Origin of the sequence: Pannonibacter indicus, from assembly GCF_001418225.1 — a bacterium.
GTDB classification, from domain to species: Bacteria; Pseudomonadota; Alphaproteobacteria; order Rhizobiales; family Stappiaceae; genus Pannonibacter; species Pannonibacter indicus.
Genome location: NZ_LIPT01000001.1, coordinates 243,148 through 260,617, shown reverse-complemented (window position 1 = coordinate 260,617; position 17,470 = coordinate 243,148). Strand labels below are relative to the sequence as shown.

The following is a 17,470-nucleotide window of genomic DNA, read 5'->3' as shown; positions in this document are numbered from 1 at the left end:
TGACGGGGCAGCCCAATGGCTGCCCCGCTTGTCACTGAATCCCTGCCGAGGTCCGTCAGGCCGCCCGGATGTTCTGCAGGAAAGTGCCGAGTTCGTTCTGCAGGTTCCGGGACTGTTCGGAGAGGACGCCCACGGTGGACAGAACCTGACGGGCGCCGGAGCTTGAATCCATGGCGCTTTCCCGGACGGCGCCGATGCTGCGGGTGATTTCATAGCTGCCCTGTGCCACTTCGTGCACATTGCGGGCGATTTCGGAGGTCACCGCATTCTGCTCCTCGATGGCCGAAGCGATGGCCGAAATCTGGCCGTTGATCTGACTGATGGCAGTCACCACGGCCTCGATGGCTGAGGAGGTGAGGGAGGCGCCGGATTGCATTTCGCCGACCTGGCGGCTGATGTCTTCGGTCGCCTGTCCGGTCTGAGTGGCGAGTGCCTTCACTTCACCGGCAACCACGGCAAAGCCCCTGCCTGCCTCTCCGGCCCTGGCGGCCTCGATGGTGGCATTGAGGGCGAGCAGGTTGGTCTGGGCGGCGATGTCGTTGATGAGCTTCACCACATCGTCGATCCTGCGCGCAGACGCAGCCAATACGCCAACCGTTTCGCTGGAACTGCGCGCGTTCTCGGTGGTGGTGCCGGCTGCACCGAGAGCGGCTGTCACCTGGCGGCTGATCTCGCCGATGGAGGCGGCGAGTTCTTCGGCTGCGGAAGCGACCGTCTGCACGCCGCGGCTCGATTCTTCTGCTGCTGCAGCCACCGTGTTGGCCGTGGAGGATGTGTCATTGGCGTTTCTGGCCATCATCTGTGCGGTGGCTTCCAGCTCCTTCACGGCAGTGGCGATGCTGTCCGACACGCCCTTGACCGTCGCCTCCAGGTTATCCGCAAGGCGAAGTGTGGCGTTGCGCTTTTCCTGCTCGATGCGCTCTTCCTCCTCCTTTGCCTGGGCCTGCAGACGCTTGATCTCAATGGTTTTCTCGCGGAAGGCTTCGAAGGCAGCGGCCAGTGCGCCGATTTCGTCGCGGCTGCGCACCTTGAGCTGCACACTCGTGTCATCCTGTGCCAGGCGGTTGAGGGCGTGGACGACATTGCGCAGCGGGCGGCTGATGCCAAAGATTGACAATAGCAAGGCGATACTGATGCCTGCACCCATCGCTATGAGTGACATGACGGTCATGACAGTCAGGCCGTGCGCTTCATGTTCCTTGGCCTGAAGCGTGGATTCTTCCGTAAACCTGTTGAGGTCTTCGGTCAGGCCTGTCAGCTCCCTGTTGAGCTCTTTCTGTTCCCGCTCAAGCCTTACGGAGGCTTCCGATGCTTTGGTTATGTCTCCAGAATTGATCAGGGCAGCGATTCCCCGGATGTGCTCGTCATATGACTGATGTTCGGCCTTGATGCGCTTCAGCTGGGCCAGAATGGTTTCATACTTGGCCTTGTGCTCCGGAGTGCTGGCAAGCTTGGTGCCGTGTTGCGCGACCTCTTCGGCATGAAGGATTTCCTTCTGAGCCGTCTCCGCCAGCTTCATCAGTCCCGGCGACAAAGAGCCTACAGTGCCAGTTGCTTCCGAGGTTTTGAGGTCTCCCGCCCTCAGCAACCGCTCCAGCAGCAATGCCTGCTCCATCTGAAGCAGTGTTACATTCGTGAGGTTTGTGGTCAGGGGAATTGTTTCATCGGCAATCTCTGTCAGCTCCCCGCGAATCTTCTGCATCTGCAGAAGACCTACGGCGGCAATTACAATCATCATCACGCTAAGGAGGCCGGCAAGCCCAAGAATTTTTGCGGCAATAGAATGAAAGCGGCTGATCTGCGAACGCGAAGAGCTCATTTCCTGTGACCCCGCATTGAAACCGGTTGCTGCCCATCAGGACTTTTGCTTGCGATCCTGATGATGGTTTAGTTTGTAGTTTGAGGTGATGATTTGGCTTGAGAATTAATAAATATATAAATTGGACGTAGAGATGTGCGATGTATGTGAGGATTATTCTGCCTTAATTTGATTTCATTGTGAAAGATATCATAGGGAAATCACTTATGATGGTGCTCTCTGTGCCGGGTTCTGCGTCTTTTGGTTGCTTGGTAGTTACATTGGCTTGGCTGCTCCTCAAGGTGTCGCGTTGCTTGAGAGTTCGTACTGTCCGGATGATGTTTGCGGGCCTTTCTGGGTGGAGCAAGGTTCCCGGAGTGTCCTGCAACACTTCAAAAAAGAAACCGCCCGTTGGCGGGGCGGTTTCAATGGCGCATCAGGGGGCATGACCCTGTATGCATGAGGCGGGGGCGGTGCCGGGACCTGCAAGGTTTGGGTCTTGCTCCTCACAAGCTCTCACGCTTGCATTGAGGAAGAAAATCCCAGCCAGACCAGTTTCTTGCCGGGATTTGGTCTTACTCGGTGCCCTGAATAGCGGCGAGCACCCATTCTCCACCCTTCTGGCGGCGGAAGGTCCACAGTTCGGTGCTTTCCTGCGGCTCTTCCAGGCTGCCCGAAAGCACGCGTCCGGAGTTGCGGTCGAGGATGGCGTCGATTGCGGAGAAGCGCATGGCGACCGTTGCATAGTCGTCGTTGCCCTCGCTCCAGGCCTCCGAGAGATCGCCCTGCAGCAGCTTCACATCCGAAACGCTGTTGCGCTTGCCGGAGGAGGCGAGTTCACCAAGTTCTTCGGCGAGGAAGGACATGGCCTCCGGCGTCGCCAGACGGCGCAGGGCGGCATAGTCCTCGCGGCCATAGGCTTCCTGCACCTCGGCCAGCATCTGTTCGAAGCGGTCGAAATCGGCAGCTTCCAGCTCAAGCGGGGTGTCCATGACAGGAGCCTGCACCGGTGCGGCTGCTGCCGGGCCTGCTTTGCCGCCGCCATTGCCGCCGAAGCTGAAGGGGGTGCCCGCATTGCCGCCTGCGCTGGTACGCAGGTCCGGACGTGCGCCACCGGCTGCAGCAGCTGCCGGCTGCTGACGCCGTGCGCCAAGGAAACGCATGACCAGCATTGCGATGCCCGCAATCAGGGCCACCTGCAGGATCAGGCCGAGGAAGCCGGCAAAGCCGCCGAGCCCGCCGCCAAACAGCATGCCGAAGAGACCGCCCATGAGCAGGCCGCCGAGCAGTGCGCCGCCCATGCCGCCGAAAAGCCCGCGTGAGGGCTGGGCTGCCTGCTGCTGCCGTGCGGCTGCGCCCGGTGCCGCCTGCTGGCCCGGTGCGGGCTGCGGCGTCATGGTGCGCTGCATGGGGGCGGCGGTGCCGGGGGCTGTTTTGGTCGGGGCGGGGGCGGAATAGGTGCGGTTGCCACGGCTGCCGAAGCCGCTGCTGCCGGCCCGGCGGGCTTCGGCATATTCAACGGCGGCAAAAAGCGTCGCGATTCCAAGGGCAAGGGCGGCTGTCGTCTTGCGCATCCGGCGGGCGGCAGCAGGCATCAGGCATTTCCTCCAATAGGCTCAGGTCGAGAATAACTTTCGGCATATGGGAGTATGGCGGCCGTATTACCAGTGCAAATGACTATTGCGTGTGTGGCTTATGCGTATGGCAAAAGGGGCGGAACCGTTCGGCGCCGCCCCTTCGGGGAATGATTAGTCCGGCCGGCCCCAGCCACCGGCCGTGGGGGTGATCATGGTCACTGCCTCGCCCGGCTCCAGAACGGTCTGGTCGCAGCCCTTCAGCACCTCGATGCGCCCGTCGAGACGGCGCACTTCCGTGCGGCCAAGCTGCCCGTCCTCGCCTCCTTCCATGCCCTTCGGGGCGATGGTGCGGTGGGAGCTGAGGATGGCGAGATCCATCTTCTCCAGGAAACGCAGGGTGCGGCGGGTGCCGCCGCCTGCGGACCATTTGCCCTTGCCGCCCGAGCCCTTGCGGATGTGGAAGTCCTCCAGCAGCACAGGGAAGCGGAATTCCAGCACCTCCGGATCGGTCAGGCGGGAGTTGGTCATGTGCACATGCACCGCGTCCGTGCCGTTGAAACCGGGACCGGCGGGTGAGCCGGAGCAGATGGTTTCGTAGTACTGGTAGGTGTTGTTGCCGAAGGTCAGGTTGTTCATGGAGCCTTGGCTGTTCGCCATCGCCCCCAGTGCCGCGAACAGGGCGTTGGTGACGTGCTGCGAGGTCTCCACATTACCCGCCACAACGGCCGCCGGATATTCCGGCTTCAGCATGCAGCCATCCGGCAGGATGATGCGGATGGGCCTGAGGCAGCCCGCATTCATCGGGATATGGCCGTCCACCATGACGCGGAAGCAGTAGAGCACGGCCGCGCGGGTCACCGGCTCCGGCGCGTTGAAGTTGTTGGCTGCCACCGGGCTGGTGCCGGTGAAGTCAACGGTTGCCTCGCGCTTGTCCTTGTCGACGGTGATCTTCACCCTGATCACCGAGCCCTGATCGGTTGGGTAGTCGCAGGCGCTGTCCTTCAGGGCGGAGATCACCCGGCGGACGCTTTCCTCGGCATTGTCCTGCACATGGCCCATATAGGCCTGCACCACGTCGAGGCCGAAGTGGGCGACCATCTTGCGCAGTTCCTGAATGCCCTTTTCGTTGGCTGCAATCTGCGCCTTCAGGTCGGCAACGTTCTGGTGGACGTTGCGCACCGGATATGGATGGGAAGTCAGCAGCTCGATCAGTTCCGCCTCGCGGAACCGGCCCTGATCGACAAGCTTGAAGTTGTCGATCAGCACGCCTTCCTCGTCCACCGTGGTGGCAAGCGGGGTCATGGAGCCGGGGGCCGAGCCGCCCACATCCGCATGGTGGCCGCGGCTGGCGGACCAGAACAGGATCTCTTCGCCCGCATCGTCAAACACCGGCGAGACGACGGTGATATCCGGCAGATGTGTGCCGCCGTTGTAGGGGGCGTTGAGGGCGAAGACGTCGCCGGGGCGGATCTTGCCCTGGTTGAGCTTGATCACCGTCTCGACGGACCGGTCCATGGAGCCCAGATGCACCGGCATGTGCGGCGCATTGGCCACCAGCGCGCCGTTGCGGTCGAACACGGCGCAGGAGAAGTCCAGCCGTTCCTTGATGTTCACCGAATAGGCGGTGTTCTGCAGGGTCATGCCCATCTGCTCGGCGATGGACATGAAGAGGTTGTTGAACACCTCCAGCATCACCGGGTCGGCATGGGTGCCGATGGCGGCAGAGCGCTCCAGTGGCACGACACGGCGCAGGATCACGTGGTCCTTGACGTTGATCTCCGCCTGCCAGCCCGGCTCCACGACGATTGTCGCATGCGGCTCGATGACAAGGGCAGGGCCGGGCACCTTCATGCCGGGCTTCAGCCCCGCACGCAGGTAAACGCCTGCCTCATGCCACTGACCGGACGCATAGACGCGGGTGGTGCGGGCGGGCTCCGGTGTGCCTTCGGTGAGCGGATGATCCGGCTCGGTGATGCCGGCGCCGCCACCGGAGCTTTCCACCTCAAGGGCTTCCACCACCACTGGCTTGTTTTCATAGGCAAAGCCGAACTGCTTGCGGTGGGCTTCCTCGAAGGCGGCCATCATTTCTGCGGGGCTCGCCAGCAGCACGGGCAGGGGCGTGTCGGTGCCCTCGTAGCGCAGATGCGCACGAGCCAGCGTTTCGCAATCATCGCCCGACACGCCCTGTGCCTTCAGCTCGGCCTCGGTCTGGGTGGCAAGCTCTGCGCGCAGCGCGTCGAGCGCGGGCATCAGTGCCTCTTCCAGCCGCTTGATCACCGCCTGCTGGCGGCTGGCGCGGATGTCGGCAAGGCCCATGCCATAGGCGGAGAGAATGCCGGAGAAGGGATGCAGGATCACCGTCTCCATGCCCAGGCTGTCGGCCACCATGCAGCCGGACTGGCCGCCCGCACCGCCAAAGCAGGTGAGGGCATAGCCCGTCACGTCATAGCCGCGCTGGACGGAGATCTTCTTGATGGCATTGGCCATGTTCTCGACGGCAATGCGCAGGAAGCCGTCGGCCACTTCCTCCGGCTTGCGCCCGCCGCCGATCTTGTCCGCGAGTTCGGCAAAGGCCGTCTTCACGGCGTCTGCGTCCAGCGCCTCGTCCCGGTTGGGGCCGAAGATCTTCGGGAAGAAATCCGGGATCAGCTTGCCGGTCATGACATTGGCATCGGTCACGGCCAGCGGGCCGCCGCGCCGGTAGCACTTGGGGCCGGGGTTGGCGCCTGCCGAATCCGGGCCGACCTGGAAGCGCCCGTCGCGGTAATGCAGGATCGAGCCGCCACCAGCGGCCACCGTGTGGATCATCATCATCGGCGCCCGCATGCGCACACCGGCGACTTCCGTCTCGAAGGCGCGCTCATAAGTGCCGTCGAAATGGCAGACATCCGTCGATGTGCCGCCCATGTCGAAGCCGATGACCTTTTCGAAGCCCGCAAGCCGCGAGGTTTCGACTGCGCCGACAACGCCGCCCGCCGGGCCGGAGAGGATCGCGTCCTTGCCCTGGAAAAGGTCCGCCGCCGTCAGGCCGCCGGAGGACTGCATGAACATCAGACGCGGGCCTTCGCCCAGCTCTTCCTGCACCTGCCGCACATAGCGGCGCAGGATCGGCGAGAGATAGGCATCCACCACTGTGGTGTCGCCGCGCCCCACCAGCTTCATCAGCGGCGAGACTTCATGGCTGACAGAGATCTGCGGGAAACCCACTTCGCGGGCGATGGCGGCGACGCGCTTCTCGTGATCCGGATAGGCATAGGCGTGCATGAAGACGATGGCGACGGAGCGGATGCCTGCGTTCCAGGCTGCTTCCAGTGCCGCGCGGGCTTCCGCTTCGTCCAGCGGCGTTTCCAGCGTGCCATCGGCGCGCAGGCGCTCGCTCACCTCGTGGACGCTCTCATAGAGCAGTTCCGGCTTGATGATTTCCTTGGCGAAAATGTCCGGCCGGGCCTGATAGCCGATGGCCAGCGCGTCGCGGAAGCCCTTGGTGGTGATCAGCGCCGTGCGCTCGCCCTTGCGCTCCAGAAGGGCGTTGGTGGCGACCGTCGTGCCCATCTTCACAGTGGCGATGGCGCCGGAGGGGATCGGGTCCCCGGCGGCCAGGCCCATCAGCTCGCGGATACCTTGCACGGCGGCGTCCCGGTAGGCTTCCGGGTTTTCGGAAAGCACCTTGTGCGCGCGGATTGTCCCATCGGGCGTGCGGCCGACGATGTCGGTGAAGGTGCCGCCGCGATCAATCCAGAAATCCCACTGACCGTTCATTTTCGTCCCTCTGGGTACGGTTCTTCCATGGCTGGATTTCAAGCTATGTTTTTATCGACATTTTGTCGATAAATTATTTTTGAAATCAACTTGCCGTTTGTCCTTAGCTCGGGCCTCTCCAGCGCTGACGCATTGCGGCCCGAAGGGCTCACCCCCTGTTCGCCATGTTCATGGGCAGCCAGGTGGCCAGTTCGGGGAACACGATCAGCAGCATCACCATCACCACCATGATGAAGAACATCGGCAGGGCAGCACGGGCGATGTAGGACATCGGATGGCTGGTCATGCCCTGCAAGACGAACAGGTTGAAGCCAATAGGCGGCGTGATCTGTGCCATTTCGACCACCACCACGATAAAGATGCCGAACCAGAGCACATCAATGCCTGCCTGACGGATCATCGGTTCCACCACGGCCATGGTCAGCACCACGGAGGAAATGCCATCCAGGAAGCAGCCGATGACGATGTAGAACACCAGCAGCGCCAGCAGCAGCTGGAACTTGGAAAGCTCCATGCCGCCGATCCACCCTGCGAGCGCACGCGGCAGGCCGGTGAAGCCCATGGAAAGCGACAGGAACGCAGCGCCCGCCAGAATGAGCGCCACCATGGCGGAGGTGCGGGTGGCGCCCATCAGGCTTTCGCCGAAGGACTTCCAGGTGAGGGAGCCTTGCGCCAGTGCCAGAAGCAGTGATCCGATGACGCCGAGGGCGGCCGCTTCCGTTGCCGTGGCAAGGCCTGCGTACATGGAGCCGATGACCACCACGATGAGAGCAAGGACGGGCAGCAGAAACCGGGAGTTCTTCAGCTTCTCAGCCAGAGACATGACCGGTTCCGGCTTTGGATTATAGTCCTTCGAAACCTTTGAATAGACGGCGATATAGCCCATGAACAGGGCGGCCAGAACGAGACCGGGAATGACGCCGGCCATGAACAGGCGGGTGATGGATTCATTCGTCGTCACGCCATAGACGATCAGCGTCAGCGATGGCGGGATCATCAAGCCGAGCGTGGCCGAGCCTGCCAGCGTGCCGATGATGGTCTTTTCCGGATAGCCGCGCTTGCGCAGCTCCGGAATGGTCATCTTGCCGACGGTCGTCAGCGTTGCGGCAGAGGAACCGGAGACGGCGGCAAAGACGGTGCAGCCCGCGACATTGGTGTGCATCAGCCCGCCGGGCAGTCCGCCCATCCAGGGAGCAAGGCCGCGGAACATGTCCTGCGACAGGCGGGTGCGGTAGAGGATCTCGCCCATCCAGATGAACAGCGGCAGGGCCGTCAGCGTCCAGGAGGAGGACGCCGCCCAGATGACGGTGATCATCGCGTCACCGGCGGGGCGCGACGTGAAGAGTTCCATGCCGGCGAAGGCTACGCCCAGCAGGGCAAGGCCCACCCACACGCCGGTGCCCAGCAGCAGGAACAGGACGAAGAGAAAAATTACAATCGGAGCAATGGCTTCCATCGGGCTTACTCCGCGTGGGACTGTTCGCCGGTCCCGGCAGCAATGCCGGTGCGGCCGGTGACGAGTACCCGGAAGAAGCTTTCGGTGAGAGCAATGGCAAGCAGGGCAGCGCCTGCGGCCATGGCCGACTGGGGGATCCAGAGCGGCGTCTGATCCTGCCCCTGACTGATGTCATGCAGCTTGCGGGACCAGTAGACGGCTTTCACCGCATACCAGGTCAGATACCAGCCAAGCGCCGAGCCGATGGCAAGGCACCAGGCCTCAACCCAGCGCACATGCCGCCCGGCAAGGTTCAGCAGCAGCCCGACACGGATATGCGTGCCGCTTTTCAGCGCATGGGCAAAGGCAAGGAAAGACGCGGAGGCCATTGCATAACCGGCATAATTGGCGGCTCCTGGAAAGGTGATGCCCAGCCAGCGGGCGCCCATCTGTGCAACGATGATCACAAGGATCATCACCAGGCTGATTGCCGCAAGCACGGCTCCGGCCCGGTACAGGCCATCAAGGACGCGCAGCAGCGCATGTCCGGATCTTTCAAGCATCAGGTTCCCCTCTTCGCCATGGCGCCTGCCCTTCTTTTTTGAAAGGGGCCGGCTTTCCGGCACCTTGCAGCACCAGCCTCTTTGCCCCTTCAGGCACCATGCCGGAAACCTTGCGCGCGGGAACCTGCCATCCGCAAGACTTCGGGAATGGGCCTGTCCGGTATACCCGGACAGGCGGGGGGAATGGACCTGTCCGGAAGTTTCCGGACAGGCTGATTTCATGGATTACTTCGCCTTGTAGGCGTCGATGACGGCCTTGCCCTTGTCGCCGGCTGCGGCCAGCCAGTCGCTGGTCATGGTCTCGCCCACGGCCTGCAGGTCCGCCTTCAGCTGATCGGAGGGCGGGGCCACCTTCACGCCGTTGGCGGTGAGGCCTTCCAGCGTCTTGGTGGTGTAGGCAATGGCCTTTTCGAGGCCGGCGGCTTCAGCCTTGGCACCGCAATCGGTGAAGGCGGCCTTCTGGGCGTCGGTCAGGGCGGCGTAGCTGTCCTTGTTGACGAACACGGCGTTGCGCGGAAGCCAGGCATTCACTTCGTAGAAATTGGTGACGCCGCTTTCCCAGAGCTTGCTGTCAAAGCCAGTTGCGCCGGAGGACATCATGGACTCGGTCACGCCCGTGGCAAAGGCCTGCGGCACTTCGGCAGCTTCAATCTGCACGGCCGCCATGCCGGTCAGCTCGGCGATCTTGGAGGTGGCGGCGTTATAGGCGCGGAACTTCGTGCCCTTCATGTCGGCAACCGAGTTCACTTCCTTCTTGAAATAGAGGCCCTGCGGCGGCCACGGCACGGTATAGATCAGGACGAGGTTCTGCTCGTCCAGCGCCTCGGCGACGGCCGGACCAGCCGCGTCCCACAGCTTGCCACTTTCTTCAAAGGAAGTTGCGAGGAAGGGAATGCTGTCCACGCCGAACAGCGGGTTCTCGTTGGCATGGGCGGACAGCAGGCGCTCGCCGATCGGCACCTGACCGGTCTGGACAGCGCGCTTGATATCGGCACCGCCGAAGAGCGAACCATTCGGATGGGCGACGATATCGATCTCACCGCCCGTGGCTTCCTTCACGCAGGCGGCGAATTCGACGACGTTTTCGGTGTGGTAGTTGCTGGCCGGATAGGCCAGCGGCATGTCCCACTTTTCAGCCATGGCGGCCTGAGCCAGCGCTGCGCTGCAGACGCTGGCCAGAATGGCGGTCTTCATCATGCGTGTCATCCTTACTTCCCCTCAGGTTCTGGCCTCAGGATGCGTTGCCTGGGCCGGTTGGTTCTTCTTGCGTCTTGCGCCTTTTTCCTTCAGGCGAACCGTGCCGGATCAAAGGCGGAAAGATCGGAGTTGGTCTTCTGGCCCGTCAGCATGCCAGACACGAAGCGCCCCGTCTTGGGGCCTGCGGTCAGGCCGATGTGATGATGGCCGAAGGCGGCGATCACATCACGGCAGCCGGGCACTTCGCCGATCAGCGGCAGGCTGTCGGAAGGGGCGGGACGGTGGCCCATCCAGCGGCTGGTCTCGCGCCAGGTGAGGCCGGGCATGGCAGCGCGGGCCTGCCGCTCCAGCAGCGCGAAGGGCGCTTCGCTGGGGCCTGCATCGAGCCCGCCGAACTCGACGATACCCGCCAGCCGGATGCGGCCTTCCATCGGCGTGACCACGAACTTGCCCGATGTCATCATGGTGGGCGCGGCCGGCATGGCGCTGGGCTCGATGAGTTCGAGGTGATAGCCGCGCTCGCTTTCCAGCGGCACGGAGAGGCCCAGCTTTGCCATCAGGGGCTTCGACCAGACACCGGTGGCCAGAACAGCCTTGCCGCAGGCGATGAAACCATCGCTTGTTTCAAGTCCCTCCAGACCGTCCGGACCGATACGGAAATCGAATATCTCCGCACGCCGGAACGTTCCGCCCAGAGAGAGAAAATGCCCTGCAAGAGCCTTTACATAGCGGCCGGGGTCGCTGATCCGGCCATGGTTCTTCAACCGCACCGCAAAGCTGTTCTTCGGACTGAACAGAGGATCATAGTCCGCCAGCGCAGCCCCCTCGATCTCGTCCCACTCGAAGCCGGCCTGACGGCGCAGGTTCCAGCCGAAGCTGTCACCTTCAAAGGCGGCGCGGTCCGGATAGCGGAAGACATAATCGGAAGGTACCAGCCAGCGCTCGGCTTCCGTACCGCCTGCCAGTGCCTGATGCTGGGCGAGGCTGTCGGCATTGAGCAGGGCCAGCCCGCGCGAGATCGCCTCCACCCGGTCGGCCCGGCAGTTGGCAAGATAGCGGGTGAGGAAGGGCAGCAGCTTCGGCAGATAGGGCCAGCGCAGGAACAGGGGGCTGTCCGGGTCCATCAGCATGCCGGGCGCCTTGCGAATGAGACCCGGCACCGTCACCGGCACGATGGCGCAGGCGGCAAGCACGCCGCCATTGCCAAAGGAGGTGGCCTCGCCCGGCTCCTGCCGGTCAATCAGGATCACATTGGCGCCTGAGCGTGCGAGCCAGACGGCGGTTGATACACCGGCAATGCCTGCACCGATGACGGCAATGGGGCCGGAAACGCTCATGCAGCAACAGCCTCAAACGGCCTGCTTGATCTTCCTGTCATGCTGCAAAGCCTCCCAACTCACAGTCCCTGCCGGAACGGTAATTGACGCCGATAAAATGTCAATAAATCATCGCTGTTTCGGCTGGCGCTGTCCTGACGAATTTGCAAGCATAATATCTGCGGTTAAGCCGCAGGAATGCGCGGTCTTTTCATGCCGGTGCATTATCGGGACGGCAAAGTGCCCGGTAAAACAGCAGGTGCATGTCATATCTGCGCAAGCGGCCGGCTTAGGGTCTGTTGCTGGGGCGCGTATCTGTCGGGTAGTTTGCAGCTGCGTTTGATTGTGGGATTTCGCACCGGGGAGATGTGCTGGACCAATGACAGAAAAAGAAGAACCGCAGGAACTGGCTCCGATCGGTCCGGTCGTGTCCGCCGCCCATCTGGCTTCTGGCGCCATGCCGTCGCTGTCGGAGGTGGAGTTCGGCGTGACGATGATGATCAACGCCTATTACCGCTGGATGGTCCGCTGCATGGCTGCTGCCGGTGTGCCGGGCATGAGCCCGCTGGACGTCCAGGTGCTGCACTCGATCAATCACCGGGGCAGGGCCAAGACGCTGGCCGATCTCTGCCTCGTGCTGAATATCGAGGATACCTACACCGTGTCCTATGCGCTGAAGAAGCTTGAAGCCGCCAAGCTGATCGTCTCCGGGCGGCGGGGCAAGGAGAAGACGGTGGCGATCACGCCTGAAGGCGAAAAGGCATGTCTCGAATACCGCCGCCTGCGCGAGGCGCTGCTGGTGCAGCCGGTCAAGGCCATCGGCTTTGACGAGAAGGAACTGTCGCGCCTTGCGGCCATCCTGCGCTCTGTCTCCGGCTCCTACGATCAGGCGGCGCGGGCAGCTGCGGCCATGTAATGAATGCAAGAGGCGGCTGGATGGAGGCTTTCATTTCCATCCGGCCGCCTTTTTTATGCGTATCCGGTTACAGCGAGGCGATGATCTGCTTCACCTGGCCGCAATACTGGCGGCTGCGGGCGTTCATCCGGGTGGCGAAATGGCCGGCGTTGTAGCGCAGGATCGTGCCGCAGGTGTCGCCGCCGGCGCGGGCCTGAGCACCGGCCAGATAGCGCATGCCCCATTCCAGATTGGTTGCCGGATCATAGAGTGCCGACGCCTTGCCCCGGAAGCCGAGACCACGCGCGGTGGCAGGCTTGATCTGCATGAGGCCGATCTCCCCATGGCGGCCCCTTGCGCGGGCGTTGTAGTTGCTTTCCACGCGGATCACGGCGTGGGCCAGTTCCACGGAAACCCCATGACGCCTGGCGGCAGCGGCGATCAGATGATCATAGGCGCTGTGTCCTGCAACGCTGCTGTCATCATCCGCCGTGCTTGCAGCGGCCAGCTTGCCGCTTTCGCTGGTGCCCTGTGTTCCGGCTTCGGTTGCGGCGGTCTTGCTCCGCTTGACGACCAGGCCGCCGGGCGTTTCATCCGTGACGGGACGGAGGGCAGGCGTCAGACGTCCCCCGACCATGACCAGGACCTCGCGCATTTCCGGTTTTGCGTTTTCGCTGCCTGCCTCGCTGGCTTCAGGGGATGGAGCGGCTGCACGGCTTTTGGCATGGCTTTCGCCGGGCATCATGGTCAGGGTCAGCGCAACAGAGAAAAGGCAATAAAAAGCCCGGCGCAGGGAGGTGCGCGTCTGGGTCATGTTTTGTGGCTCCGTGAGTGTCTTCCGGGGGCAGCCCGCGGCTGAGGTCAATGCGGCTTGCCGCGGTTCGATTGGGGGAGAAATGACCGCCGGTTTGGGCCAAAATCGGCCCGCTATCATCACGAAATGTTACAGAAATTAAGGGTAGCCCGTTAAATATTTAAGCGTTTTATAGGTAAATCATGCAGATCTGGGCAAAAGCGGGGCGCTTGTTTGGTGAGAAGCGTTCAGCCATCAAAGTGCCCGTCTTTATCTCAGGATTTGCCCCGGATGTTGCTATGCACAATAGCGTGCCTTGCCGGTTGATGCTGGCTGTTTCCGGCCATTGCCGCTGTCCGCCGGCTGCAGGTCAGAGTTCGGGCAGGGCCGTGAGCAGCTTGTGCAGCGTGGCAATGGTGGAGGCATCGGCGATACCGTCCACCCTTTCGGGGCGGAAATGGCGCTGGAAGGCAGTAACGGCCGCCTTGGTGCGGGCGTCGAACTCCCCCTGCACCGGCACGTCATAGCCATAGATCGCCAGCATCGACTGCAGCGCCTCGATGGGCTGGCCGCTTTCGCCCTCCTGAAAGAACCGGCCGCTGGTGACGGGAACCGGGTCAACATGATGGGCAACGCCGCCGGCGGCCAGAACGTTCCATGGAAACAGCTCGCCCGGATCTTCCTTGCGGCCGGGGGCGACATCGGAATGAGCCAGCACGCGCCAGGGCTTCATCTGGTGACGCAGCATGATGTCCTGGCACAGGTGCAGAACCGCTTCGACCTGTGCCTCGGGGAAGGGACGGTAGCCCCACTCATGGCCGGGATTGACGATTTCGATGCCGATTGAGCGGGAGTTGATGTCCGTCTCGCCCTTCCAGAAGGACTTGCCCGCATGCCAGGCGCGGCGGGCTTCCGGGACGCATTGCAGGATCCGGCCATCCTCATGGACGAAATAATGGGCGGAGACTTCCGCGCGCGTGTCGCACAGGCGCTGCAGGGCTTCATCGGCGGTCTGCATCCCGGTGTAATGCAGGATGATCATGTCAACCGCTGCGCCGTCCCGGCGTTCATTGTGATTGGGGGATGGGTGCACTCTGGCGGGCACGCCGCAATCAGGCTTCACACTCACAGGCCACGCTCCGAACTGATCTTGGCATAGGCCGCATTGAGGGCGGCCATACGGTCATTGGCGATACGGACGAATTCCTGGGGCACGCCGCGGGCAATCAGCACGTCCGGGTGGGTTTCCCGCACCTCGCGGCGGTAATGCGCCTTCACGTCCTCGTTTGATGCATCCGGATGGATGCCCAGAACCGCATAGGGGTCGTTGCGGTCGCGCACATGGCGGGCAACCACCTTGTTGAACTCGCGCTCATCGAGGCCGAATATCCGTGCCACCTCACGCAGAAACTCAAGCTCCTGCGTGTGGATCAGCCCATCGGCCTTGGCAATGAAGAACAGGCCGTCGAGAATGTCGAAGAGGGTCTTGCGGTCATAGGGAAAGAGATCCGCCAGCTTCTTGGCATAGGTATCGAAGCCGGCAATGTCCTGTTTGGCGAGATCAAACAGGCGCGCGACATTGCGTTCCTCCCCTTCGGGGATCTCGAACAGCTTGCGGAAGGCGAGGACCTCGTCGGTCGTCACCACGCCGTCTGCCTTGGCCATCTTCGCAGACAGTGCAATCATGGCGACGGTAAAGCCGACCGTGCATGTTCCTTCCGGCCGGGCAAGGACAAGTTGCACCAGCCGGTCGATCAGCTGCGCGCCGCCTGAACCAATGGCCGAGCCGATGGCTGCGACGATGGCGCCAATGCTGGACCAGATGTTCACCGCGTCAGGCTCCGGGATCGGGGTCCCGTCTGGCCAAAGGCGGGCACCGCTGCTTCTTCCCTACCCGAGTACAGGCACCGGCACGGGGCGCGCAAGCCCCTACCGGCGTACTGATGGCAAAATAACGCGAGGGCAGATTTCATTCACCTGGGCTAAACCATCATCTGCGTATTGTGCTGCCGGGACATTGGTAAACAGGGTAGTCCAGACAGCTATGAAGCGCACAATCAGCCGCCAGGAACTGATGGCCGCAGCAACCATGCTTGCTGTCGTGTTTGCGCTGTCTTTGGGCATTTTCGCCAGCAACCGGCTGCTGTCCAGCTGGCTGGTGGGCGATGCGCTGGAGTCGTCCCTGCGCAACTGGACCGAATCGGATCTGCGCCTTGATGCGGGGCAGGGGCGTGAAGCGGAGGATCTGTCCAGCGCGCTGCTGCGGCTGCGCAGCTTCAGCCAGAGTTTCGTGCCGCATATTGCCGGAGTTGATGACGGTACCCTGCATATCTTCGAACTGACGCGCTTTGCAGACACTGTGATGGCAGATCTGGGCTCATCCGCGATGCGTGCCCATGCAAGGGTGCCGCTTGTGGATGACACTCCGGCGGACGAGAGCAGCAGCATCGTGCCGCAGGAGATGCCGGCCGCAATCGTTGAAGCGGGTATCAGCAGCGGGGCGGTCCGCCGCGCGCTGGAACAGTCCCGGGACGGCGGTCTGCCGCGTGTGACCATATTCTACAGCTGGTGGGGCGCTGCGAAGGATGTGGCGCTGGTGTCTGTTCCCGTTGCTGATGGCAGCACCGTGACCTCCGTCGATCTGCTGGCGCTCGACATTGCCCCTGTTCTGGCCGGGGCCAACCGGACGGTTCTTCTGGCAACGGTCCTTCTTGCCGTTCTGACCGTCAGCTCTGCCCTTGCTGTGGGCCTGCTGCTCTGGTTCCGCTACCGGGATGTGGTGCGGATCAGCCGCAACATGGAATTTCTCGCCCATCATGATCCGCTGACCTCGCTACCGAACCGGGCGCTGTTCAGCGCCAAGCTGACGGAAGCCCTGCGCGTGACCCACGCCAAGGCCAGCAACATGGCGGTGATCCTGATCGATGTGGACAAGTTCAAGTCGGTCAACGACACCTATGGCCACGGTACGGGGGACATCTTCCTGCAGGTGATCGCCGACCGGCTGCGTGCGGTCTTCGGGGAACATCTGGTGGCGCGCCTGTCGGGTGACGAATTCGCCGTGATGGTGACATCCTTCTCCGATGTGGCACGGATCACCAAACTCGCCAGCGACATGATCGCGGCAACCAAGCCGCCTTGCATCATTGACGGTATCGAGCTGCAGATCTCCCTGTCCATGGGCATCGCCCGGGCCAATGACGGCAACTGGCGCTCCTCGCGCATGCTGCATTGCGCCGATCTGGCGCTGTACCGGGCCAAGCACTCCGGCCGCTCCACCTTCTTCTGGTATCAGCCGGAAATGGACGCGGAAGCGCAGCGGCGCAAGGAAGTGGAAGCCGGGCTGATCAAGGCCCTGAAATATGATCAGTTCGACCTGCTCTACCAGCCGCAGTTCTCGCTGCATGACAACACGCTGAAGGGCTATGAGGCGCTGATCCGCTGGGAGCATCCGACCAAGGGCACCATCTCCCCGGACGTGTTCATCTCGGTGGCAGAGGACACCGGCCTCATCGAGGACATCGGTGACTGGGTGCTGCGCCGGGCCTGCCGTGAGGCGGCCGAGTGGCATGACAAGACATTGCGCGTCGCCGTCAATTTCTCCCCGGCCCAGTTCAAGGCAGGGGAAACCCAGCGCAAGGTGGCCAGAGCGCTGGAGGAATCCGGCCTTGATCCGAAGCGGCTTGAGATCGAGATCACCGAAAGCCTGCTGATCGCCGATACCGAAGCGGTCGTGGAAACGCTGGAAGCCATCAGCGCCATGGGCGTGACCATCGCTATGGATGACTTCGGCACGGGCTATTCCTCGTTGAGCTACCTGAACCGCTTCCCGTTCAACAAGATCAAGATCGACCGCAGCTTCATCAAGAACCTCGGCAAGGATGCGGGCACCGATGCCGTCGTCACGTCGATCATCGGCCTTGGCCGCTCGCTCGATGTGCTGATCACGGCGGAGGGCGTCGAAAATCAGGACCAGGTGGTGCTGCTGCGCGCAGCCGGCTGCGATCTGGTGCAGGGCTATCTCTTTGGCCGTCCCGGCGCCGTCAAAGGTCCGGAAGCCATCGACGAGCGCGCTCTTCCGGCAGTTTCTGAGGAAGAGGCCGGTGCCCGGGAGCCCGCAGAGCAGACAGCCTGAGG

General features: G+C 62.7%; 12 protein-coding genes. 2 read left to right on the top strand and 10 right to left on the bottom strand.

Annotation, left to right across the window (positions count from 1 at the left end; genetic code table 11):
- Window positions 1–55 precede the first annotated feature (55 nt).
- The 7 genes from ASC48_RS01135 to ASC48_RS01105 all read right to left on the bottom strand — a co-directional run bounded on the left by ASC48_RS01135 (window position 56) and on the right by ASC48_RS01105 (window position 11,666).
- On the bottom strand, window positions 56–1,738 hold the full coding sequence (locus ASC48_RS01135) for a methyl-accepting chemotaxis protein (RefSeq protein ID WP_055454294.1): 1,683 nt from the start codon (window positions 1,736–1,738) through the stop codon (window positions 56–58).
- A gap of 635 nt (window positions 1,739–2,373) precedes the next feature.
- Window positions 2,374–3,393, bottom strand: coding sequence for a TIM44-like domain-containing protein (locus ASC48_RS01130; protein WP_055453991.1), 1,020 nt, complete (start codon window positions 3,391–3,393; stop codon window positions 2,374–2,376).
- 153 nt (window positions 3,394–3,546) lie between these two features.
- Entirely contained in the window at window positions 3,547–7,134 is a 3,588-nt protein-coding gene (locus tag ASC48_RS01125) for a hydantoinase B/oxoprolinase family protein (protein ID WP_055453990.1), read from the bottom strand.
- Between the two features lie 148 nt (window positions 7,135–7,282).
- Window positions 7,283–8,590, bottom strand: coding sequence for a TRAP transporter large permease (locus ASC48_RS01120; RefSeq protein WP_055453989.1), 1,308 nt, complete (start codon window positions 8,588–8,590; stop codon window positions 7,283–7,285).
- Between the two features lie 5 nt (window positions 8,591–8,595).
- Complete coding sequence (locus ASC48_RS01115) at window positions 8,596–9,132, bottom strand: TRAP transporter small permease (RefSeq protein WP_050474256.1); 537 nt, start codon at window positions 9,130–9,132, stop codon at window positions 8,596–8,598.
- A 225-nt stretch (window positions 9,133–9,357) separates the two neighbouring features.
- Window positions 9,358–10,338 carry a TRAP transporter substrate-binding protein gene (locus tag ASC48_RS01110; RefSeq protein WP_082439929.1) on the bottom strand — a complete coding sequence of 327 codons (981 nt, stop codon included), beginning with the start codon at window positions 10,336–10,338 and terminating at the stop codon, window positions 9,358–9,360.
- Between the two features lie 80 nt (window positions 10,339–10,418).
- Window positions 10,419–11,666 (bottom strand): NAD(P)/FAD-dependent oxidoreductase, encoded by a 1,248-nt coding sequence (locus ASC48_RS01105; RefSeq protein WP_055453988.1) that lies wholly within the window; start codon window positions 11,664–11,666, stop codon window positions 10,419–10,421.
- 358 nt (window positions 11,667–12,024) lie between these two features.
- Between ASC48_RS01105 and ASC48_RS01100 the strand changes: the two genes are divergently transcribed.
- The gene (locus ASC48_RS01100; RefSeq protein WP_050474254.1) at window positions 12,025–12,561 is read left to right on the top strand and encodes a winged helix DNA-binding protein; all 537 of its coding nucleotides are present in this window, start codon (window positions 12,025–12,027) and stop codon (window positions 12,559–12,561) included.
- 67 nt (window positions 12,562–12,628) lie between these two features.
- Here ASC48_RS01100 and ASC48_RS20225 read toward each other — a convergent pair whose 3' ends face one another.
- The 3 genes from ASC48_RS20225 to ASC48_RS01085 form a co-directional block, all read right to left on the bottom strand.
- Entirely contained in the window at window positions 12,629–13,195 is a 567-nt protein-coding gene (locus ASC48_RS20225; RefSeq protein WP_409843316.1) for a lytic transglycosylase domain-containing protein, read from the bottom strand.
- Between the two features lie 508 nt (window positions 13,196–13,703).
- Window positions 13,704–14,462 carry an N-acetylmuramoyl-L-alanine amidase gene (locus ASC48_RS01090; protein ID WP_026355622.1) on the bottom strand — a complete coding sequence of 253 codons (759 nt, stop codon included), beginning with the start codon at window positions 14,460–14,462 and terminating at the stop codon, window positions 13,704–13,706.
- Window positions 14,459–15,163, bottom strand: coding sequence for a J domain-containing protein (locus ASC48_RS01085; RefSeq protein WP_055453986.1), 705 nt, complete (start codon window positions 15,161–15,163; stop codon window positions 14,459–14,461). Before ASC48_RS01085 ends, ASC48_RS01090 begins: the two co-directional genes overlap by 4 nt.
- A 214-nt stretch (window positions 15,164–15,377) precedes the next feature.
- Here ASC48_RS01085 and ASC48_RS01080 point away from each other — a divergent pair, with 214 nt between their 5' ends.
- Window positions 15,378–17,468 (top strand): putative bifunctional diguanylate cyclase/phosphodiesterase, encoded by a 2,091-nt coding sequence (locus tag ASC48_RS01080; protein ID WP_055453985.1) that lies wholly within the window; start codon window positions 15,378–15,380, stop codon window positions 17,466–17,468.
- The last annotated feature ends 2 nt before the right edge of the window (window positions 17,469–17,470 follow it).